This window comes from Amycolatopsis sp. NPDC051758 (assembly GCF_044453095.1).
In the GTDB taxonomy this organism is placed as follows: domain Bacteria; phylum Actinomycetota; class Actinomycetes; order Mycobacteriales; family Pseudonocardiaceae; genus Amycolatopsis.
Genome location: NZ_JBITCJ010000003.1, coordinates 799,909 through 820,735, shown reverse-complemented (window position 1 = coordinate 820,735; position 20,827 = coordinate 799,909). Strand labels below are relative to the sequence as shown.

Genomic DNA, 20,827 nt, shown 5'->3' with positions numbered 1-20,827 from the left:
GCGGTAAGCCCTGGCGGACAAGGGAAATCCGCTGGTCACGCGCCGGCCGCGGCACCGCTCGCCGGGGGTGACCGGGGGTGCCGTGCGCGGCGTCGACGGTTGATGATCGCACGGTGGTCAACACCCCGGCCGGTTCCTCTGCCGAAATTCTGAGATCCGCCCGGTAGACCGGGAGCCCCGGACGGAAGGCGGCCCGAGATGATCCACCCGCAGGCACTGCTGGACGAGCTGGGGCGCGCCCCGGAGGTTCCCGCGTTCGAACACGGCTCGCGCGTCACGTCACGCGGCGAGCTGCGGGAGCTGATCGGCCGGCTCACCGCGGGCCTGCGGGCGGCCGGGCTGGGGCCGGGTGACGGCGTCGGCATCGCCACCGCCGTCACCGCGGAGGGTTTTGCGGCGATCATCGCCGCGCAGGTGCTCGGCTGCCGGGTCGTCGGGGTGCGCGCGGGCCTGCCGGTGCCGCAGCTGCGGCACGTCGTCGGCGACGTCCGGGCGCTGGTCGTCGACGAGGCTTCGGAGTCGCCGGAGCTGCTCGGCACCGTCGCCGGGGCGCTGATCCTGCGGATCGGGCCGGACCTGCTGGGGGCCTACGAAGAACCCGTGCCGTGCGGGCGGCCGGACGACATCGCGACGGTCGTGTTCACCAGCGGCAGCACCGGCGTCCCCAAGGGGGTCGCCTTCAGCTACCGCGCTCTGAGCGAGGCCCGGGTGTGGCAGGCCCCGGTGCCCGGCTCGGCCCACGAACGGCTCGGCGCGGGGTTCGGGCGGTTCCTGCTGTTCGGCACGCTCACCAGCGCGGTGATGCTCGAACAGCTGGCACTGTGCCTGTTCGCCGGCGGGACGGCGGTGATCCCGGCGGAGCTGCCGGACTTCCCGTGGGTACTACCGCGGCTGAAGGTGACCGCGGCGCTGATGACCGTGCCACGCCTGCACCAGGTCCTGGACGTGCTGCGCGCCGAGGACGTCGACCTGAGTGATCTCCGGACGCTGATCGTGGCCGGCTCGCCGGTGCCGCCGCACAAGCTGGCCGAGGCGGCCGAGCTGATCGGGCCCGCGATGCACCACGCCTACGGGCAGACCGAGACCGGGATGCTGACGATCTCCCGGGCGGCCGAGGGACCCGGGTCCGTCGGGAAAGCGTGTGACACCGTCGAGATCGAGGTCCGCGGCCCCGAAGGGGCGCCGGTGCCGGCCGGGACGGAAGGCGAGATCTGGGTCCGGACGCCGTCGGCGTTCGCGGGCTACTGGCACGACGAGGTGACCACGGCCGAGGTGCGGCAGGACGGCTGGGTGCGCACCCAGGACCTCGGGCACCTCGACGCCGAGGGGTACCTGCACCTGTCCGGCCGCGCGCGCGACGTGGTGATCGTCAATGCGATCATCCACTACACCGGCCCGATCGAGCAGGCGATCGCCGCGCACCCGGACGTCGACCAGGCGTACGTCGTGGCGGTGCCGGACCTGCAGACCGGCGAGGCCGCGGTCGCCTTCGTGGTGCCGGTTCCGGGGCACTCACCGGATCTGGACGAAGTGCGCAAGGCGGTGGCGGCCGAGCTGGGGGAGGCCGCGGTGCCGGCGCGCTTCAGCGTGGTTTCGTCGGTGCCCGTCGCGCCGTCCGGGAAGCCGGACAAGGCGGCGCTGCGGGCGTCCGTCGTGGACTAGAAGTGGGTGTGCACCCCGAAGGCCTCGCGGAGGTGGCGCATGTCCGCGAGGTCGTGCGGCTGCGGGGGGTACCCCTGGTGGAAGAAGACTTGCTGGGCCACGGACACGCACGGCACTTCGACGCCGTCGACGTGCCCGTGGACAAAACAGTCCGCCGGGTAAGGGAAAGTCCCTTCGGGAGCGGCTTGGACGGCTGAGCCGTCTTCGGCGAAGACCAGCGGGTGCAGGTCCAGCTCGGTGGTGCCGTCGGAGACGACGAACCGGACCGGGCGCAGGTCAAGGGTTTCGCGGTAGCCGAGCGCGTCGAGTCGCATCAGGACATCGGATTCCTGCTCGAGGCGGTGCAGCAGGTCGAGGTCGCGGTGTTCGCGGGTCTGCCGGCCCAGGAGGGCGTCGATGCCCCAGCCGCCGGCCAGCCACACCTCGGCCCCGGCCAGGGCGGCGAGCACCCGCAGGACCGTGCGGGCGTCCATCACTTGCCGGCGCGCAGGTCCGTGATCACCTTGGCCACCCGCCGCTTCCGGGTCTCCTCGGTCTTCGCCTGCCCGATCGGCAGCACGAACCGCTGTTTTGCGCTGTAGGACAGGGTTTCGAACCGGGTTCGAGCCTCTTCATCGGCTGCGAGCGCCTCGGCGAGATCGGGCGGGATCTCCAGTTCGCGCGGCGCCGTGTCGAGGGTGATCTCGACCTCGACGTCGTCCCCGGCGGCGACCCCGGCCTGCTCGCGGTTCTCGGCGCTGAGCGGCACGAGGAACTGCCCGCCACGGCTGGCGACGGTGGTGCGGTAGCTGTGGCCGCCCAAGGTGACGGTGACCGCGGGCTTCTTGCCGGACCCCAGTGCCTCGACGACGTCGGCGGGCACCGGCAGGCCGGTCGCGGTCTTGCCGCCGAGCAGCACCTGCGTGCGGAACTTCATGGCCGCGAGTATGCCGCGTGCCGGCCTCCCGGGCGGAGAGGCCGGCACGGGCCGTCAGACGCCGGCCGTGGTGCGGATCCAGCTGCGGCTCGACGCGATGCTCGCGTAGTTCTGCGTGCCCTGCGGGTTCGAGCCGGAGTTGTTGCCCGTGGAGCAGACGCCGACCTGGACGCCGTTGTAGAGCTCCGGGCCACCCGAGTCGCCGTGCCACGCCGCGCCGTTGACCCCGACGCTGGCGATGGCCGTGCCGCCGAACGCGTCCGTGCTGGTGCCGGTGACGCGGACGTTGGCGGTCTTGAGGGTGCTCGACGGCGGACTGGTGCCCTGCGTGCGGCCCCAGCCGTAGATCTGGTTGGTGGAGCCGGACGGCGGGTTGCCGGTGCCGAGCTTCATGAACGTCGTGTTCACCGCGGTGGTCAGGTGCAGCAGCGCGATGTCGCCGTTGGGCGAGGCCTTCTGCTGGTCGACGTTGGCGTTCGTGCCCTGCTGGAGCGTCACGTTGCCGACCTTGACGTGCATGCCCGGCGCGTTCAGGCAGTGCTGGGCGGTGAGCACCCACTGCGGGGCGATGATCGTGCCCGAGCACTCGAAACCGCCGTAGGTGGTGACGTTGTTCCAGTAGATCTGGGCGCCCCACGGCGCGGAGGAGACGGTGCTCCCGCCGATGATGTCCTCCTGGGCGTCCGCAACCCCCGCTGAGACCAGGCTCAGCGCCGCGGCGGCCGCTCCGACCGCGGCAACAGCCCTCGACATTCGCATGAAAATGCCCTTCGGCCAGGTGATCCGGATGTCCGTCCCGAATTCGGGCGACGAGCACAAAGTAAGTTCCGTGGGAGGTTTTTCGGAACCTACCGAAGTCGGTAACTTGCCGACCGTGACCGACGATCGGCTCGGTGATCCACGCGAGTTAAGGTTCCCGTTCGGGCACGAGGGGGAACCATGTCAGCGCCGCAGCACGATCCTGAGCTCTTCGACGAGCTGATGCGGTCCGAACGACGCCAGCAGCCGGTCAACCGCTTCGCGATCGTGACGCTCGTGTCGGGTCTGCTCGGCGGGTTGCTCGCCCCGGTGTTCGCCGTGGTCGCGCTGGTCCAGATCCGGAAGCGCGGGCAGCGGGGCCGGGTCCTGGTGATCTGCGGGCTGGTGGCCTTCGCCGGCTGGGCGGGTGTGGTCGCGTACCAGGCCGCCACCGGGACGGCGTGGTGGCAGCAGTCCCGTCAGGATCGGCTGCCCGAGAACGTGGCGCACGGGCTGGACCTCACCGCGGGCGACTGCTTCTGGTCCCCGCCGGTTTCGGGCAACATCGACGTGGTCCGGCGGTCGTGCACCGAGACGCACACCGGCGAGGCGTTCGAGGTGCTCCCGCTGGAGAACGGCCCGATGCCGGACATCGTCGAGGTGTACCACCGCACCCTGGCCCGGTGCGAAGCCGACGCTCGCCCGATCCCGGGTGTCCGCGTCCAGGTCGTGACACCGACGACGGACAACTGGAACGAAGGCCGGCATCGGGCGGTTTGTTACTACCGCTTTGCCGCCGACATGACCGCGCCGGCGCGCTGAGGAGAGCCGTGTCAGGGAACATCTTGCTGCCGGACGGGCGGATGTGGTCCGCGTCCAGCGGCGTCTACTACCGGGTCGTGGACCACCTCGCCGCGGCGGTCACCGACCGCGAACTGGCGGAGCAGCTGCACGCGGCGTCGGTCCACGGCTTCCGCACCTTCGACCTCGGCGCCGTCACGCCCGAACAGCGGCAGGAGGTGCTCGACCTCGTCCTCGGCCCGCTGCCGCCGGCCGTGGCGGCCGAGTTCCCGGGCCCGGACGGCGCCGCGGTGCGGAAGTCCGTCGGTGAGCTCAGGGACCTGGCGCGCGGCTGATCAGCTCTCCACCGGCTTGGTCCACGCCACCTGGACCAGCCCGGTCCCGTGCCGCCGCGAAACCAGCGTCCCGCGGCCCGGCGGCTGCGGTGACGGCTTCACGTCCGCCAGCAGCGCACCCTCGTCCTTGGTCCCCGACATGATCAGCCCCGGCGACCCCAGCTCCCGCAACCGCTGCAGCACCGGCTCGAACAGCGCCCGCCCGGCGCCACCCGAGCCGCGGACGATGATCACGTGCAAGCCGATGTCGCGGGCCTGCGGGAGGAACTCCAGCAACGGCTGCAACGGGTTCCGCCCGACCGTCGCCACCAGTTCGTAGTCGTCCACCAGGACGAACAGCTCCGGTCCGCGCCACCACGAGCGGTTGCGCAGCTGCTCCGGGGTCACCGACGGGCCCGGCAGGCGGTTGCGCATCGCCGTGGCGCACTCGCCGATCAGGTCCGTCAGCTTGCCCTCGGCACCCGCGTAGCCCAGCAGGTGCGCATCGGATACCGCGCCGAGCAGGCCGCGGCGGTAGTCCGCGACGATGATCGCCGCTTCCTCCGGTGTGTACGCCTTCGTGATGCCCTGGGCGATCGCGCGCAGCAGGGAACTCTTGCCGGACTCGACGTCGCCGAAGGCCACGAAGTGCGGGTCCGCCGCGAAGTCCAGGTACACCGGGCGCAACGTCGACTCCGCGATGCCCAAGGTGACCTGCTTGCCAGGGCCCGCGGCCAGCGTGTCCAGCGGGACCTCCGGCGGCAGCAACCGGACCTGCGGTGCGCGAGGTCCCTTCCAGGCCTCGGAAATCCGGCGTGTCAGGTCGACCCCGCCGGAGCCGATCGTCTCCGGGCGCTGGTCGCCGTCGATGCGGGGGAGTGCCGCGAGGAAGTGCAGCTTCTCCGCGGTGATGCCGCGGCCGGGCCGATCGGCGGGGACGTTCACCGCGACCTTGCGGTCGATGGAGGAGTCCATCGGGTCACCGAGGCGCAGCTCGAACCGCGTGCCGATCGCGTCACGCAGCTGCGCGCGGACGCCGATCCACTGGTTGAGCGAGACGATCACGTGGATGCCGAACCCGAGCCCGCGCGCGGCCAGCCCGGTGATCTGCTCCTCCAGCTGCTCGTACTCCTGCCGGATCGTGGTCCAGTTGTCCACGAACAGGAACACGTCGCCGAACTCGCGGCCGTCGGTGCTCTCGGTGAACTCCGCACGCCGCTGGCGGAACGTCGTGATCGACTCGATCCCGTTGGCGGAGAAGAACTCCTCGCGCTGTTCGAGCAACGTCGTCAGCTCGGCGACGACCCGGCGGCAGCGCTGCGCGTCACGGCGGGTGGCGTAGCCGGATGTGTGCGGCAGCCCGGCGATCGGGGCCAGCGCGCCACCACCCATGTCCAGCACGAACAGCTGCACCTCGGCCGGGGTGTGGGTCAGCGCGAGCATGCCCGCGATGTCCTTCATCAGCGTCGACTTGCCGGTCTGCGGGGCGCCGACGATCAGCGCGTGCCCGCCCGCGCCGGAGAAGTCGGCCCACAGCATGTCGCGACGCTGTTCGAACGGCTTGTCCACCAGCGCGACCGGGATCGTCAGCTTGCCGTTGCCGCCCCAGCCGAGCGGGCACAGGCCACGCGCGGCGTCCTCGCCCAGCGGCGGCAGCAGCTGGTCCAGCGTCGGCGGCTCGTTCAGCGGCGGCAGCCAGATCTGGTGCGCGGCCGGGCCCTTGCCGTCCAGCCGCGAGAGCATCGCGTGGATGATCGTCTCGCCGGTGCCGTCCGCTTTCGGCGCGTCCTCGATCTCGGTCGTCACCGGGATTTCGACGGGCGCCAGCGAGAACGGCAGGACGCCCAGCTCCTGCCCGTCCTCGCGCACGACCGTGCTGCGCGGCGGCAGCTCACCGGAGACATAGGCCGCCTTGAGCCGGATCAGCGTGTCGGTGTCGGCCTTCAGGTACGCCGACCCCGGCACCGGCGGCAGGTGGTACGCGTCGGCGACGCCGAGCACCGCGCGGCTTTCCGCCGCGGAGAACGTCCGCAGGCCGACGCGGTAGGACAGGTGCGAGTCCAGCCCGCGCAGGCGTCCCTCTTCGAGCCGCTGGGACGCCAGCAGCAGGTGGATGCCGAGGGACCGCCCGAGCCGGCCGATCGCGACGAACAGGTCGATGAACTCCGGGCGCGCGGACAGCAGTTCGCTGAACTCGTCGATGATCACCAGCAGCGACGGCAGCGGGTCGAGCGGGGTGCCGTCCGCGCGGGCCTTCTCGTAGTCGCGCACCGACGCGTAGTTCCCGGCCGCGTGCAGCAGCTCCTGGCGCCGCAGCAGCTCGCCGTTGAGTGCGTCGGCCATGCGGTCGACCAGCGCGAGGTCGTCGGACAGGTTCGTGATGACGGCGCAGGTGTGCGGCAGCCCGGTCATCCCGGCGAAGGTCGCGCCGCCCTTGAAGTCGATCAGCGCCAGGTTCAGCGTCTCCGACGAGTGCATCACGGCCAGCGCCGTCACCAGCGTCCGCAGCAGCTCGCTCTTGCCGGACCCGGTCGCGCCGATGACCAGGCCGTGCGGCCCCATCCCGCCTTCGGCCGACTCCTTGAGGTCCAGCTCCACCGGCCGGCCTTCCGGGTTGACGCCCAGCGGGATCCGCAGCCGGTCGCGGGCCGGGCGGGGCGCCCAGGTGACGGCGGTGTCGGTGTCGCGCGGATCGCCGATGCCGAGCAGGCCGGACAGCCCGAAGGTCGCCGACATCGGCGCCTCGCCGACGACGGCCGCGGCGGTGTGCAACGGCGTCAGCATCCGGGCCAGCGCTTCCGCGGCGCCGCGGTCGAGGACGTCGGGCCGGCCGAGGAACCCGAGCCGCTGCTCGGTCGCGTCGCCGACGACCATGCCGAGGGAGTCCGTCGCGGTGTGCAGGCTCAGCAACCGCTCGGTCGAATACGTCCGCGGGTGCTCCTGCCCGATCTCGATCACCGTGACGCCGAGCCGGCCGTCCTCGCCGATCAGCCGGGGCTCGCCGTGGGCGTTGCCGCCGTCGACGACGACCACCAGGTGCGGGAGGTCGAGCTCGGCCGCCGCGCGGCGGCTGAACGCGGGGCGTTCGCCGAGGTCCGGGCCGAGCAGCTCGGCCAGCCCGGCCGCCGAGTCGGCGGCCAGGCGCCGGGAGCCGACGGCGTCGGTCGCGCCGGCCGCCGTCGCGTGCGGCAGCCACTTCGCCCATTCCCAGTCGTGCTGCCGGTCCGCCGGCACGCACAGCGCGACCCGCAGGTCGGCGGGGGAGTGGAAGGTGACGAGCTGGCACACCAGCGCTCGCACCAGGCCGAGCACGGCCGGGCGCCGTCCGGCCACGGTGACCGCGGCGAACGAGCGCAGCGACAACGCCACCGGCAGGCCGTCCACCGTCGAGTAGGTGCGGATGAAGTACTTGAGGCTGGTGGAGGACACCGGGTCCAGGTCCTCCAGCGGCACCGTCTGCGGCGCCTTCAACGGCGTCGCGAGCCGCTGCGGCCCGGTGCCCGCGCGGACCTGCGCGAACTGCGAGTCCGTGCGCCGGCGGTCCCACAGCTTCCCGCTCTCGACGTAGGCCCACAGGTCGGCCGGGTCGGGCTGGACGGCGATCATGGCCGCGCGCTGGCCGTCGGCGATGTCGCGCACCTGGGCGCGCAGCCCGGAGAGGTAGCGCTGGTAGTCACGGCGCTCGTCGTTGATCTGCGCCTTCTTCGCCATGCCGCCGCGGCCGAGCGACATCACCACCATGCCGCCCATGGCGCAGATGAACAACGCGCCGAAGATGTAGGTCATCACCCCGCCGTCGCGTCCGATGTAGACGAACGACATCGCGCCCATGCCGAGCATCATCGGCAGGAACATCATCAGCTGCATCATCCCGCCGGACGAGCTCTTCGGGAGCATCGGCGGGGACTGCAGCACGATCTCGGACGGGCGCTCTGGCGTGAGACTCATGCGGCTGGGCTCCAGATCGGGGTGCTTCCAACCGGTATTTTGGCCACTTGCCGACGGGCCGCGGTGGGTACTTTTGCCGTCCGCCCGCTTCCGGGGCCGAACTTACGCTCTGCCGAGCAGCCACCCGCGGAAGGAGAGCCATGGCCGGCGAGTACCGGGCTGAGCCCGAGGCGATGCGCTCTGCCGTCGGCAACGTCGGCGGCATCATCGCCCACGGCATCAACGCCGTCGGCGACCTCGAGCGGCTCATCGTGCAGCCGACGTCGTTCGCGGGCTTCGGCAGCGCCGTCGCCGCCGCGAACGCCGCCCTGCACTCCAGCCAGGTCACCGCCGTCCGGACGCTCCTGCAGCTGCTGCAGCAGGTCAACGGGCTCGTCAAGGCCAGCGCCGACGCCTACCAGGCGGCCGACCAGGACGCCGCCGCCGGCTACGGCGGGGGCTCGGGCAACGGGTCGGCGACGTCCGCGTCGTCGATCTGGGGGAGCTCGCACGCCTCCGAGCTGGCCACCGTGGCCATCAACGACAGCGCGGGCGCCCACGGCGAGCCGTCGTCGGTCGGGAACGTGCTGCGCTACCTCGGCGACGCGAGCTTCGGCAAGCTCGGCGACCACCCGATCACCGACGCCCGCTTCCAGGGTGTCGCCGACTTCAACGACTGGCTCGCCGGCGACGCCGACAACCAGGCGCGGGTCGGGCTGATCGAGGTCTACGCCGGGACCGCGCGCGGCTTCTCCGACGTTCCCGGCGGGGTGCACAGCGGTGACGTCGTGGTCGTGGAGCCGCTGCTGTTCTCCGACCGCCAACCGGTCATCGGCGTTGCCGGCGACGGCGGCCACCTGTACAACCACGGGCTCCTCGACGCCCGCATCAGCGGGCTGGCGAAGGTCAGCGTGTACCGGCCCGCGTCCGTCGTCTGATCGTCCGCCGCCCCTTGAAACTCTGAGAGGTCGTCCGATGCTGACTTTCCCGAACTCCAGCGCGATGGACGCGACCGCGTCCTCGGGCGGGCCGATCACCATCCTGCCGCAGATCGTCACCGGCCAGCCGGAGCAGATCGCCCAGCACGTGCTCGACCTGGTGAAGAAGGCCGAGCAGTTCCTGAGCATGTACACCGAGCTGTCCAAGGCCGCCGACCAGCTCGGCAAGATCTGGTCGGGCGCGGCGAGCGAGTCGGCGCTGAAGAAGATCGGCGACTCCCTGAAGCAGCTCGAGACGATCATCAATGTCGTCCAGAAGGGCGCCGAGCTGCTCGGCATCTCCGGCACCCTGATCAAGACCGCGCAGCAGGCCTACCGCTCGGTGGTGGCCGCGGTGAACCCGACGGTCGCCTCGCTGATGTCGAACCCGTGGACCTACGGCGCGGCGGTCGCTTTGTCGACCGCGACGAGCGCGTCGCTGCGGGCGTTCATCACCTCGATCGGCGCGCTGCTCAAGGCGCTCGGCGCCGGCGACCTCGCGCAGCAGATCACCCAGCTCGCCCAGGTGATCGGCGCGATCGAGAAGCTCTTCCACCACGACTCCGGCAGCGCGGGCGCGACGACGCCGTCGATCGGGAACACCCCGGTGACGGCGCCGCAGGCCCCGTCGTCGGTGGCGAGTCCGGCCGGGCAGCAGGCGGTGGCGGGCGGGAGCGGCGGGGGGATCCCGCAGCAGCCTTCGTTCACCGACTACACCCCGCCCGCGCTCGCCACCGGCGGCGGTTCCAGCGGGACCGGCGCCGGTGGGGTGCCGGTGACCGGCAACGGCACCCCGCTCGACCCGTCGAACAGCTGGATCGCGGTGAACCCGGGCCAGCAGAACGGCACCACCGTGCCGACGCAGCCTGCCCCGGTCACGCAGCCCGCTCCGGTCACCGGCGGCGCGGGCGCGATCGGCGGCGCGAACGAGGTCACCATCCACACCAACCTCACCACCGGTGAGTCCACTGTGGAGGCTCCGGGTGGCCAGGACTTCGACCTCGACATCAACCTGGACTACAACGGCAAGCACTTCAGCCAGCACGTCGGTTACGACGCGGCGGGGAACTAGCCGATGTGGGGCTCGGGGGTCGTCGACGCGTCGGGGGTGGTCAGCTCCGTGCTGTCCGGCTACCGGCAGGTCCTGGTCGAATGCCAGAGACGCGTCACCGGGGATCCCGGTGCGCTCAGTGCCGCATCGCAGCGGGTCGCGACCCAGGCTTCGACGGTTTCCGGCAAGGCCCGCGAAATCGACGACTCCGCGAAGACGTTGCACGCGGACTGGGACGGCGACGCCTACACCGCGTTCGCGACGGCGGCCGGCGAGCTCGGCAAGGAACTGACCGACGCCGCCACGAAGCTTGACGACCAGGCGAAACGGCTCGCGACGGCGTCCCAGCTGGTGCAGTCGGCGAAGGCCGCGGTCGACTCGGTCCTCGCGCAGTTCGACCAGTACGCCCAGCAGCTGACCGCGCAGGCCCGTGCGGTGAACTCCGCTTCGGTCGGCGCGTTCATCCAGGCCGCGCGGCAGCTCGGCGAACAAAGTGTGCAGGCCGCCCGCCAGGTGGTCGACGAGTTCTCCGAAGCGCTCGCCGAGCTGTTCCCGCCCGAGGGCACCCAGCGGCTGGAACACAAGCTGGGCAAGAAGACCGCGGGCCCGCTCGGCTGGCTCAACGGCAGCCCGCTCGACGGGCGCAAGCGGCCACGGGACGCGCCGTCGTGGTTCAAGAACTCGGGCTGGAAGAAGCTCACCTGGGACGGCCTGGAGGGCACCCGCGCGCCGAAGAAGGCGGACACGCCGTTCGGGCAGCCGAAACCCGAGGGCCTCAAGGACAAGCTGGGCAACAACACCGAGATCACTTACTACAAGTTCAAGCAGGAGCAGGACGGGCTCACCCCGGAGTACGACGGGAAGATCACATCGAAGGGCTGGGACGTCGGCGCGTCCGGGCACACCGAGCTGGCCGCGGTGAAGGAAGAGGGCGAGCTCAAGGGCGACTGGGGCGTCTCTTCGGCGCACGCCAAGGGCACGGTGTTCGCCGGCGGTGAGGCGAGCGCGTCCGGCACGATCGGTGCGCACGGCGTGGGCGCGCACGCGAACGTCTTCGCCGGCGGCAAGATCGAGGGTGAGGTCGCCGCGGACGTTGCGGGCATCGGCGTCGGCGCGAACGGCACGCTGCAGTACGGCATCGGCGCGCAGCTCGACGCCCAGGCCGTCTACGACGCCGGGCACCTCAAGGTCAACTTCAAGGCCGGCGCCGCGCTCGGCTTCGGCGCCGGGGTCGGCGCGAAGATCGACATCGACCTGCCGAAGCTCGGGCACACCATCGGCGAGTACGGCGGGGCGGCGGTCGACGCCGTCGGGAGCGCGGCGCACGACGCGGCCGACGCCGTCGGATCCGCTTGGGACGACGCCGTTTCGTACGTGGGGCTGTGATGACCCTTCCCCTCGACTTCGTCATCCCGGACGGCTGGACGGCCGTCGACCCGGGCGACTCGGGCGCGGTGTTCGTCGCCGTGCACCCGGTGCCGGGCGACGAGTTCGTCCCGAACATCACGGTGAGCGTGCAGCAGCGGCCGGACGAGGCGTCGATCGACGCCATCGCCGCCGAAGCCGTCGAACGCCTTTCCCTTACGCTGGCCGGGATCGAAGTGCTGAGCCGCCGCGACATCGGCGGCCCGGCCGCGCCCGGCGTCATGCAGCTGCTGCGGCTGCGCACCGGCGAAGGCGACGAGCTGATCCAGACCCAGGTGCACCTGACCGTTCCCGGCGCGGCGCCGGACCAGCGGCTGGTGCTCGAGCTCGCCTGCACGGCCGCGCCCGCGACCGCGCGGCGGCTCTCACCCGGTTTCCAGCGGTTCGTGGGCAGCGTCCACGTCCGCCAGCACGAAGGGATGCAACAGTGACCGATCCGTACGCGGTGCCGGACATGGACGAACTGCTCGCTCAGGTGCGCAAGCAGACCGAAGAGGTCCAGCGCATCCAGCGCACGGTCGAGGCGATGGAGATCAAGGCGCACTCGCGGCAGAACGAGGTCACCGTCACCCTCCGCGGGGACGGCCGGTTCACCTCGATCGACATCGACCCCCGTGCCATCCGCGAGTACGACGCCCGAAACCTCTCGGAGATCGTGTTGGAGGCGGTGAACGCGGGGCTCTCGAAGCTCGCCGAGGCTTCGAACGCGAAGTTCGCTCCGGTGATCTCGGCCGCGAAGAACGTCTGATGACAACCGCGTCTTTGACGGGCACGACCCGCCGGGTCACGGTGGTCACGCCGAGGGCCCGCGTGGACGTCGCGCTGCCGCAGCAGTCGACGTTCGCCGAGCTGGTGCCGCAGCTGGTCCGGCTGGCCGGGGCCGCCGGGCAGGCGTCGGCCGAGCATCCCGGCTGGGTGCTCTCCCGGCTCGGCGGCGCGCCACTGGCCCTGGGCCTGAGTGTTGCCGCGGCCCAGATCCGGGACGGCGAAGTGCTCCACCTGACCCCGCGGGAACGCCCGCGGGGTCCGCTGCTGTTCGACGACGTCGTCGACTCGATCGCCAGCGTCGCCGATTCGACCGGCGGGTGGGGCCCGTCGGTCGCGCGGCGGTCCGGCCTGGTCGCGGCGGTCGTGCTGCTGCTGGCCGGCGGGCTGCTGGTGCAGGCGGCGGCGTCCGGCAGCGTGCTGGCCCCGGTCGGCACCGGCCTGCTGGCCCTGGTGCTGCTGCTCGGCGGCGGCGCGTTGAGCCGGGCCTATGGCGACGCGGAAGCCGGCGCGGCCGGGGCGGTGGCCGGCGTCGGTGTCGCGCTGCTGGCCGGGATGTCCGTGCTGCCGCCGCACCCGCTGTTTTCGTTGTCGGTGGGACCGCTCGCCGCCGGCCTCGCCGCGGTGACGGTGTACGGCGTGCTCGCGGCAGTCTCGGTGGCCGACCGCCTGCCGTGGTTCGTGGCGATCACCGTCGCGGCCGGCTTCGGCGCGGTGACGGCGGGAGTGGTCCTGCTGGCCGGCGTGACCGCGCTCTCGGCGGCGGCGGTCGTTGCGGTGGTGTGCACGGCGCTGGCGGCGGTGGCCCCGATGATGGCGCTGCGCCTGGCCCGCCTGCCCCTCCCGCGCGTGCCGGACGACATGGAGGCGTTCCGCGCGGACGAACAGCCGTCATTGGGCACGGAGATGTACGGCCGCACGTCGCACGCGCAGGGTGTGCTGACGGGTTTGCTGGTGGGCCTGGGTTTGGTGGTGCTCGGCGCTTCCGTCGTGCTTTCGTCGGGAGGTCCGTGGGAAGCGGGCCTGGCCGGGTTGCTCGGGGTCGCGTGGATCCTGCGGTCGAGGTCGTACGCGCGTAAGGCGCAACGGCTGGTGCTGGTGGGCTTCGGCGTCGTCGGGCTGGTGACCGCCGGGGTGTGGCTGGTGGCTTCGGGCGAGCGGACGACGATCTTCGCGGCCGGCTGCGCGGTCGTCCTGGCGGCGGCGGTGTGCCTGGTGTACGCGACGCGGGTGGCGCGCGGGCTGCGTTCCCCTTACTGGTCACGGCTTTTGGACGTGTCGGAGTTCTTGGTGCTGCTGTCGCTGGTCCCGTTCGTGGGCATGATCGCGGGGGTTTACGAAGCCGTCCGCGGCTGAGGTTCGATCCTCCGGAGGCCGTCACGAGCGATCGTGGCGGCCTCCGTCGTTTCCGTCACTGTCGTGAGTCCACCGCGAGTTCCAGAGTCTTGAAGGTTCGGCTCAATTCTTGCGCACATGGGCAAGTCGCAAGGACCATGGTCTGCAGGTGGATGCGATCAGCAAGAGTCCGCTTCGGAAGTTGCTGCGAAGCCTGCAACAGCCACCGACCGGAACAGACGACCTCTAAGCTTCCATGCTCGATGTCATTTCATCATGGACCAGTTCAGGACATGCTCATGTTGTGATGAAACTACCAGCTCAGGATCATGATCATCTATATCGCAAGACCTGAAGTGCCACATGGCAAAATCCTGACCGACATGACAAAGCGATTGGACTGAGGTCTACCACTTTGAGTGACCTTATGAGTGCTCAAAGTATCGCTTTGAGCTGCGGGGATCGTCGAGGTCACCCAGTCGTGTTACAGACCGTTGACGCGATGGAGTGGCTGTGTGAACCTGTCTGAGGAGAGTTCGACATATCAATTTACATGGGAGGAATTGATCATGTCAGAGGATATGGATGGTGACGCTGTCCGCCTGGCTGCCGCGCAAGCTCTGGCGGACGTCGAGGCGCTCAGGCTTACAGGCGACGACCGCAGGATAGTCCTCAGGGAGCTTCTAAAGGCCAGGCTGGGCGGGTTCAAGGCGGTTGAGCCGCATCTGCCGTCTGGCGACTCGGGTGGCGAGGGGGTCAGTCGGGACATGGGCGGCTTTGAGGGCTCGAACGGCGACCTGATTGACAAGATTTCTCGTGTCCTCATGGTGGATCGCGACACCCTCGAGGTGGTTTACGCCTGTAAGGATGACGAGTTGCAGGTTGTTGTGTCGACCAAAAGGCTTGCTCCCAATAAGGCATTGGCAACTCGGCAGTTGGCGCAGCTTGTGTCTGCGGGTCGGCAGGCCGCTGGTGTTGATGAGTGGACGGCTGCTGCGGTCATCAGAAATGTAGTCAGCGACTATGGTCGTCTTGATGTGAATAATTTCGCCGCCACGCTGACGCAGATGGACAACGTCGCAGTGGTACGCGGGAAAGGGCAACAGCGGGAGGTTAAAATCACCAGGCCCGGGTTGGAAGGTACGGCGGACTTGGTCAAAGAGTTGGCTGGGGTTGATCGTTGACTGAGGTGAATGGGCAGTCGGACGCCGGTAAGAGCATCAGGCTCCGTCTGCAGGAGCTGCCGATCCAGGTCAAAGTGCTAGCTATCGGTTCCCTTGTTATGCTGCGAGCGGCTGCTGGGCGATTCAGTACCAGAGATGTCTCGGAACTTATGAGGGAGCTACGTCTTCCTCCGGTTGGCAACTTGAGTGCGGCACTCGGGCGCTTGCGAATGGGGGGTCTTCTGATGCGCCCCACCCCTGATACTTGGGCGCTGACTCCTCTCGGGGAAGCCACCTTGGATTCCAAGGCTTCGCATGTCCAGGTGGAGACGCTGGCTGCGGATCTCAGTCGCGGCGCGGGATCTGAGCTCGGTCAGCAACGTCACGCTTTGATTCCTGCATTTCTTGGACCGCCTGGTGTCGCGGGAGGACTTTCCAAGATATTGACCCGAAGCTCGTTCGAAAATAATGTGATGCTTATCACGCGATTTCCGCGAGGACCTGAAGATCATTACCTCAAGCTGATCGCGAGGCTAAAAGAAGCTGTTTCGGCGCATGGCCTGGTTTTGCAGATGGCAAGTGACGGAAACGCCGAGGATATGCTTTGGTCCAATGTGGTCACTTACATGTGGGCGTGCAAGTATGCCATCGTTATTATGGACAACGTCGACGGTTTTCTAAATTCGAATGTCCTGATCGAAATCGGTGGAATGCTGATGTCTGGGCGTCGATGTGCGATCTTGCTCGATAAAAGTGTTCCCAAGATGCCATCTGATCTTGTCGGTCATATATACAAGTTGGTCGACTTAACTCAGCATGATTCTTGCGCTGACGAAATCCACAAGTGGATCAGGAACGACTTGGGACTGAGTGAGTGTCGGCAGTGTCCTGCGATGCCAGCGTGATCGCAGCGTCCTGAGTTGGCGCACAGCTGCGGCAGGGAGTGATGATCTTTAAGAATCCAATGCAAGGGGGAGAGTCTTCCGCACCGCGGCCCCGTGCCGCCCGTGCAGCGGAACCACCGATCCCGGCGCCGGCACCGGAGCCCCCGGCCGAGCCCCCACCCGGATCGTCACTTCGGCCTTCTCCCGCCCGCCCGGGGTCCGGGTCAGCGTGTACGACGTCGCCGTGAAGGCCGCTCCCGGCACCGAAACCTCCAGCGTCCGCGGTGACCGCGGCCGGAAGCACATCTGGGCCGCGCCGCCCCACGTCCACGACCGCCAGCGGTCGGGCGGAGCATCCGTGGACCCTTGGACGCCTAAAGCCACCCGAAGCTCCTTCGCCAGCTCCCCGGCCTCCAGCACCGTGCTCTGGTACCCCGCCTCGGCGAGCGAACCCATCAGGCTCAACGCGGCCGACGCCGTGCTCCGCAGCGCGCCGAGGTCTCCGCCGCCCCGAGCCAAGGCCGCGATCGGCGCCTGGTCCGGGCGGTAGCGCACGGCCAGCCAGCGCACCCGCAGCACCTGCTCGCCGCGCGGGATCGCCCAGGTCAGCAGCTGGGCCGAGGCCAGCGGGACGTCGGTGCGCCGGTAGGCCTCGTGCAGGATGTCCACCAGGGCCCGGGGCGAGCCCGTCCCGGGGGTCAGCCGGACGATCGCGCTCCACCCGCCGTCGACCTCGGCGACGCCGAAGCGGTTGCCCGCGCGGTCGACGTGCTGGCGCACCTGCACCGGCCCGGCGACGTTGTGCAGCGGGTCGGGACTGTCGCGGCGGGTGTCGTGGCGGCGCAGCCGGTAGCCCGTCCAGGTCACCGCCCAGCCGCCCAGGTGCCGCCCGGCGAAGCGCACGGACGTCAGCAGCACCACCAGCCCGGCGAGCACGCTGACGCCGATCTGCACGGGCTGTGCGACGCCGTCCACCAGCCACACGAGCAGGACGGCGATCGCGGCGATCTCCCACACCGCGGCCTGCAGCGGCCGGATCGGCAGCAGCCAGGGCAGCGGTGTGGTCGCGGGCCGGGCCGGTGCCGGGCGGACGGCGCCGGCGGTTTCGACGGACACGGGCTCCCCTTTCCCCGGGTCTGCGACGCTACTGCCTCCCCAGATGCCGCGTGGGCGTAAAAATTACCCTCCCCTTGCCGCAACCGGGTGCCTAGCATCGGGCACTCGGAGGCACGACGCACACAGCCGGGGGAACAGCAGCGTGTGGACGCAGCGGGATCAGATCCAGGCGTACCAGTTCCTCCGCCGCAGGCTCGTGTCCGCGCTCGTCGCCGCCGACGCCAACCACCCCGTCTCGCCCAGCCGCCGGCTCGTGCTCGGCACGGTGCTGGGGCTCGTGGCCGCGCTGCTGGTCACCGCCGTCTTCGGCATCATCGGCCTGCTGAACCCCTCCGGCGGCAAGGACTGGCTCGGGGGCGGCAAGGTGATCGTCGAGGAGGGCACCGGCGCGCGGTTCGTGCTCGGCGCCGACGGTGTGCTGCACCCGGTCCTCAACTACGCCTCCGCGCGGCTGCTGGCCGGCGGCAACGGCGAGGCAACCGTGTCCGTCTCCTCGGAGAACCTCGGCAAGGCCGGCCGCGGCGCCCAGATCGGCATCCCGGGCGCGCCCGATTCGGTGCCCGCGGCGGCCGCGCTGGTCACCACGCCGTGGACGAGCTGCAGCCGCACCACGCAGGACGCGCCCGCGTCGGAAGAGCCGCGCACCGCCGTCCTGCTCGCCGCACCCGCGTCCGGGGTCGAGCTGCCGCGGGACCAGGGGGTGCTCGTCCGGCTGCCGCAGGGCGAGAAGTTCCTGCTCACCGGCGGCCGGCGCTACAAGCTGAGCGACGAAGCCACCACCGCGCTGCAGTTCGACAGCTACCCGACGATCGCGGTGTCCACGCGCTGGATCGACACCGTCCCGGCCGGGCGTGACCTCACCGCGCTGCCGGTCGACGGCGCCGGCGACCGGGGCCCCGCGGTCGGCGGCCGCGACACCCGCGTCGGCGAAGTGCTCGCCGTCGTGGACGCCATGGCCGCGCCCGGCACCGCGACGTCGTACTACGTCGTCCGCCGGGACGGCCTGGAGCCGATCGGCCAGACCGAGGCGAGCCTGATCGTGACGGCGGAGGCCAACGCCGCCGCCTACCCCGGCCCGCCGGCGCCGGTCCAGGTGCGCGCCGCCGACGTCGCCGCCGCGCCGAAGATCGGCGCGCCCCGCGCGGGCGGCGCCGACCCGGCGGCCTACCCCGACCGCATTCCCGGCAAGGCGCCGATCACCGGGAACTCCGTCGTGCTGTGCATCCAGGGCAACCGGTTGCTCGTTTCGGCCGAATTCCCGCTTTCCCCTGGTGCGAAGGCAATCCAGGTCGCGACGAGGACCGAAGCAAGGGTGGCGGACGAGGTGTACGTGCCCCCGTCGGGAGGCGCGGTCGTCTCCGAGTCCGGCTCGGCCACCACCTACCTGGTGACCGACACCGGCCGGAAGTACCCGGTGGTGAACGCGCAGGCGTTGGCCTCGCTCGGCTACGGAGGAGTGGCCAGACAGCCGGTCGCAGGTAGTTTGCTGGCATTGGTGCCGACGGGCCCCGCGCTGGACCCGGCCACGGCCGGGCAGCCGGCTCCGTCGGGTGGAACGGGGTGAAAGTCGTGCACATGACAGAAGAGCGTTCGACCGAAGACGACTTGGGCGCGGGGCGGGTCCGGGTCGCGGTCATCGAGGACCACCCGCTGTACCGCGTCTCGGTGGAGCGTGTACTGGCCGAAGCCGACTTCGTCGAGCTGGGCGCGGTGGTCGACTCGGTCGCCCGGTTCCACGTGCACCGGCAGCCGCCGGGCAGCGTGGTCCTGCTGGACCTGGGGCTGCCCGGGGTGGCGGGCGCGGCGGCCGTGCTGGAGGTCTGCGAGCTCGGCCACCACGTCCTGGTGGTCTCCGCGCAGGCGGAACCGGAGGTCGTGCTCGGCGCGATCGCGGCCGGCGCGCGGGGCTTCCTGTCCAAGGACGTCGACGCCGACGAGCTGCTGATCGCGATCAAGACGGTCGCCGGCGGCGGCGCGTACGTCTCGGCGGTGGTCGCCGGGATGATCATGAAGGACAACGCCGACCGGCGGGCCCCCTCGCCCGACGTCGAGCTGTCGCCGCGCGAGGAGCAGGTGCTGCGGCTGGTGGCGGCGGGGGAGCGGGACGTCGACATCGCGCTGATCCTCGGCATCGGCGTCCGGACCGTGCGGGGTTACCTCGACCGGATCCGCGACAAGACGGGTGAACGGCGGCGCCCGGGTCTGGTCAAGGAGGCCATCCGGCGCGGTCTCATCGGCGGCTCCGGCCCGCGGCGCGGGGGCCGCAAATGAGCGACGCGGCGGAGTCACCGGCGCCGAAGCGGATCCAGGTCGGCGTGATCGAGGACCACCCGCTCTACCGGTACGCGCTCACCCGCGTGCTCACCGAGGCCCCGGACATCGAGCTCGGCGCGGTCGCCGACTCGGTGGCCCGGTTCGCGGTCCAGGACCAGCCGGCGGGCAGCGTGGTCGTGCTCGACCTCAAGCTCCGCGGGGTCCAGGACGCGGCCGCGGTCCTGGAAGTGGGGCACATGGGGCACAAGGTGCTGGTGGTGTCCGCGCACGCGGAACAGCCGGAGGTGCTCGGCGCGATGCAGGCGGGCGCGAAGGGCTTCCTGTCCAAGGACGTCGACGGTGACGAGCTGCTTCGCGCGATCCGCACCATCGCCGACGACAACGCGTACGTGTCGCCGACGCTGGCCGGGATGATCATCCAGGACAGCGAAGAGCGCCACGCGGGGCCGAAGATCGTGTTGTCGGAGCGCGAAAAGCAGGTGCTCCGGCTGGTGGCGGCGGGCGAGCGGGACGTCGACGTCGCGGAGATCCTCAACATCAGCGTCCGGACGGTGCGGTCCTACCTGGACCGCATCCGCGACAAGACGGGCGAGCGCCGGCGCGCGGGCTTCGTCCGGGTCGCGATCCGCGAAGGCCTGCTCCGCTAGCCTCCCCGGCTCGGGTCGGTCAGAGCCGGCGGTTGGCCAGGGCTCCCGTCGCGGTGCGGGCCTTGGCCGACACCGCCGGGTCGACGTCCACCAGCAGCATCTCCGGGGCCGCGCCCGCCTGGGCGACCACCCGGCCGAAGCCGTCGGCCGCCGTCGAATACCCGATTCCCGTCGGCGCCTTCGGGTTCACCGTGGTGCCCGTCGCCGACGGGTCGGCCTGGCCGCAGCCCAGCACCCAGCAACCCGAATCCAGGGCGCGCGCCCGCACCAGCACCTCCCACTGGTCGCGCTTGCCCTCGCCGGCGCCCCAGGACGTCGGGAGCAGCACGACGTCGGCGCCGTCGTCGGCCAGGGCGCGGAACAGCTCCGGGAACCGCACGTCGTAACAGGTCGCCACGGCGTAGACGACGTCGTCCAGCTCGAAGGTGGTCGGGGTGGCGCCGGGGGCGACCGTGTCGGACTCGGCGAAGCCGAACGCGTCGTAGAGGTGGATCTTGTCGTACCCGCGGTGGTGGCCGCCGCCGGTGATCAGCAGCGTGTTGTGCACGCGCCCGGCGTCGGCGGGGGTGAACATCCCGGCGACGACGACCACGTCGTGCTCGGCGGCCACCGCGGCGACCGCGGACGCCCACGGCCCGTCGAGGGGCTCCGCGACCGGCTCCAGCGGACGGCCGAAGCGGGCCATGGTCGCTTCGGGGAACACGACGATCCGCGCGCCTTCGGCCGCCGCGGCCTCGACGCCGGTGCGAACCAGCTTCAGGTTCGCCTCCGGTTCGTCACCCGAGTTGACCTGGCACAACGCGATTCGCGCCACCGCTGCCTCCTGCATCCT

General features: G+C 70.7%; 20 protein-coding genes. 14 read left to right on the top strand and 6 right to left on the bottom strand.

Annotation, left to right across the window (positions count from 1 at the left end; translation table 11 throughout):
• The first annotated feature begins 198 nt into the window (after window positions 1-198).
• Window positions 199-1,662, top strand: a complete 1,464-nt coding sequence (locus ACIA5G_RS19235) for a class I adenylate-forming enzyme family protein (protein ID WP_395924801.1) — start codon at window positions 199-201, stop codon at window positions 1,660-1,662.
• Here ACIA5G_RS19235 and ACIA5G_RS19230 read toward each other — a convergent pair.
• The 3 genes from ACIA5G_RS19230 to ACIA5G_RS19220 are packed head-to-tail and all read right to left on the bottom strand — an operon-like array spanning window position 1,659 to window position 3,337.
• A complete protein-coding gene (locus tag ACIA5G_RS19230; protein ID WP_395924799.1) occupies window positions 1,659-2,135 on the bottom strand; it encodes a nucleotidyltransferase domain-containing protein in 477 nt (158 codons plus the stop codon). The genes ACIA5G_RS19235 and ACIA5G_RS19230 overlap by 4 nt on opposite strands.
• On the bottom strand, window positions 2,135-2,578 hold the full coding sequence (locus ACIA5G_RS19225; protein ID WP_395924797.1) for a YdeI/OmpD-associated family protein: 444 nt from the start codon (window positions 2,576-2,578) through the stop codon (window positions 2,135-2,137). Before ACIA5G_RS19225 ends, ACIA5G_RS19230 begins: the two co-directional genes overlap by 1 nt.
• Window positions 2,579-2,632: 54 nt before the next feature.
• Window positions 2,633-3,337: a S1 family peptidase gene (locus tag ACIA5G_RS19220; RefSeq protein ID WP_395924795.1), complete on the bottom strand. Its 705-nt coding sequence runs from the start codon at window positions 3,335-3,337 to the stop codon at window positions 2,633-2,635.
• A gap of 180 nt (window positions 3,338-3,517) precedes the next feature.
• On the opposite strand from ACIA5G_RS19220, the gene ACIA5G_RS19215 reads away from it, so the two are divergent.
• Together ACIA5G_RS19215 and ACIA5G_RS19210 are read left to right on the top strand one after the other, a co-directional pair.
• Window positions 3,518-4,138, top strand: a complete 621-nt coding sequence (locus ACIA5G_RS19215; RefSeq protein WP_395924793.1) for a DUF4190 domain-containing protein — start codon at window positions 3,518-3,520, stop codon at window positions 4,136-4,138.
• Between the two features lie 8 nt (window positions 4,139-4,146).
• Window positions 4,147-4,452, top strand: coding sequence for a hypothetical protein (locus tag ACIA5G_RS19210; protein WP_395924791.1), 306 nt, complete (start codon window positions 4,147-4,149; stop codon window positions 4,450-4,452).
• On the opposite strand, the gene eccCa is transcribed toward ACIA5G_RS19210, so the two are convergent.
• Window positions 4,453-8,379 (bottom strand): type VII secretion protein EccCa, encoded by a 3,927-nt coding sequence (gene eccCa, locus ACIA5G_RS19205; RefSeq protein ID WP_395924789.1) that lies wholly within the window; start codon window positions 8,377-8,379, stop codon window positions 4,453-4,455.
• A gap of 140 nt (window positions 8,380-8,519) precedes the next feature.
• On the opposite strand from eccCa, the gene ACIA5G_RS19200 reads away from it, so the two are divergent.
• The 8 genes from ACIA5G_RS19200 to ACIA5G_RS19165 all read left to right on the top strand — a co-directional run bounded on the left by ACIA5G_RS19200 (window position 8,520) and on the right by ACIA5G_RS19165 (window position 15,979).
• Window positions 8,520-9,296, top strand: a complete 777-nt coding sequence (locus tag ACIA5G_RS19200; RefSeq protein WP_395924787.1) for a WXG100 family type VII secretion target — start codon at window positions 8,520-8,522, stop codon at window positions 9,294-9,296.
• A gap of 37 nt (window positions 9,297-9,333) precedes the next feature.
• Entirely contained in the window at window positions 9,334-10,407 is a 1,074-nt protein-coding gene (locus ACIA5G_RS19195; protein ID WP_395924785.1) for a hypothetical protein, read from the top strand.
• A 3-nt stretch (window positions 10,408-10,410) separates the two neighbouring features.
• Window positions 10,411-11,772, top strand: a complete 1,362-nt coding sequence (locus ACIA5G_RS19190) for a WXG100 family type VII secretion target (RefSeq protein WP_395924783.1) — start codon at window positions 10,411-10,413, stop codon at window positions 11,770-11,772.
• Window positions 11,772-12,242 (top strand): hypothetical protein, encoded by a 471-nt coding sequence (locus ACIA5G_RS19185; protein WP_395924781.1) that lies wholly within the window; start codon window positions 11,772-11,774, stop codon window positions 12,240-12,242. The genes ACIA5G_RS19190 and ACIA5G_RS19185 overlap by 1 nt, the downstream gene beginning before the upstream one ends.
• Entirely contained in the window at window positions 12,239-12,559 is a 321-nt protein-coding gene (locus ACIA5G_RS19180; RefSeq protein ID WP_395924779.1) for a YbaB/EbfC family nucleoid-associated protein, read from the top strand. The genes ACIA5G_RS19185 and ACIA5G_RS19180 overlap by 4 nt, the downstream gene beginning before the upstream one ends.
• Window positions 12,559-13,932, top strand: coding sequence for a type VII secretion integral membrane protein EccD (gene eccD, locus ACIA5G_RS19175; protein ID WP_395924777.1), 1,374 nt, complete (start codon window positions 12,559-12,561; stop codon window positions 13,930-13,932). Before ACIA5G_RS19180 ends, eccD begins: the two co-directional genes overlap by 1 nt.
• Window positions 13,933-14,426: 494 nt before the next feature.
• On the top strand, window positions 14,427-15,095 hold the full coding sequence (locus tag ACIA5G_RS19170) for a hypothetical protein (RefSeq protein WP_395924775.1): 669 nt from the start codon (window positions 14,427-14,429) through the stop codon (window positions 15,093-15,095).
• Window positions 15,096-15,319: 224 nt separating this feature from the next.
• Complete coding sequence (locus ACIA5G_RS19165) at window positions 15,320-15,979, top strand: hypothetical protein (RefSeq protein ID WP_395924773.1); 660 nt, start codon at window positions 15,320-15,322, stop codon at window positions 15,977-15,979.
• A gap of 48 nt (window positions 15,980-16,027) precedes the next feature.
• Here ACIA5G_RS19165 and ACIA5G_RS19160 read toward each other — a convergent pair whose 3' ends face one another.
• Window positions 16,028-17,074, bottom strand: a complete 1,047-nt coding sequence (locus ACIA5G_RS19160; protein ID WP_395924771.1) for a type VII secretion protein EccE — start codon at window positions 17,072-17,074, stop codon at window positions 16,028-16,030.
• 142 nt (window positions 17,075-17,216) lie between these two features.
• Between ACIA5G_RS19160 and eccB the strand changes: the two genes are divergently transcribed.
• From eccB to ACIA5G_RS19145, 3 genes are read left to right on the top strand one after another with little or no spacing between them, the layout of a single operon-like run.
• Entirely contained in the window at window positions 17,217-18,638 is a 1,422-nt protein-coding gene (gene eccB / locus ACIA5G_RS19155; protein WP_395924768.1) for a type VII secretion protein EccB, read from the top strand.
• 11 nt (window positions 18,639-18,649) lie between these two features.
• Window positions 18,650-19,345 carry a response regulator gene (locus tag ACIA5G_RS19150; protein ID WP_395924766.1) on the top strand — a complete coding sequence of 232 codons (696 nt, stop codon included), beginning with the start codon at window positions 18,650-18,652 and terminating at the stop codon, window positions 19,343-19,345.
• Entirely contained in the window at window positions 19,342-19,995 is a 654-nt protein-coding gene (locus ACIA5G_RS19145) for a response regulator (RefSeq protein WP_395924763.1), read from the top strand. The genes ACIA5G_RS19150 and ACIA5G_RS19145 overlap by 4 nt, the downstream gene beginning before the upstream one ends.
• Window positions 19,996-20,014: 19 nt before the next feature.
• On the opposite strand, the gene ACIA5G_RS19140 is transcribed toward ACIA5G_RS19145, so the two are convergent.
• Entirely contained in the window at window positions 20,015-20,809 is a 795-nt protein-coding gene (locus ACIA5G_RS19140) for a carbon-nitrogen hydrolase family protein (protein ID WP_395924761.1), read from the bottom strand.
• Between the last annotated feature and the right edge of the window lie 18 nt (window positions 20,810-20,827).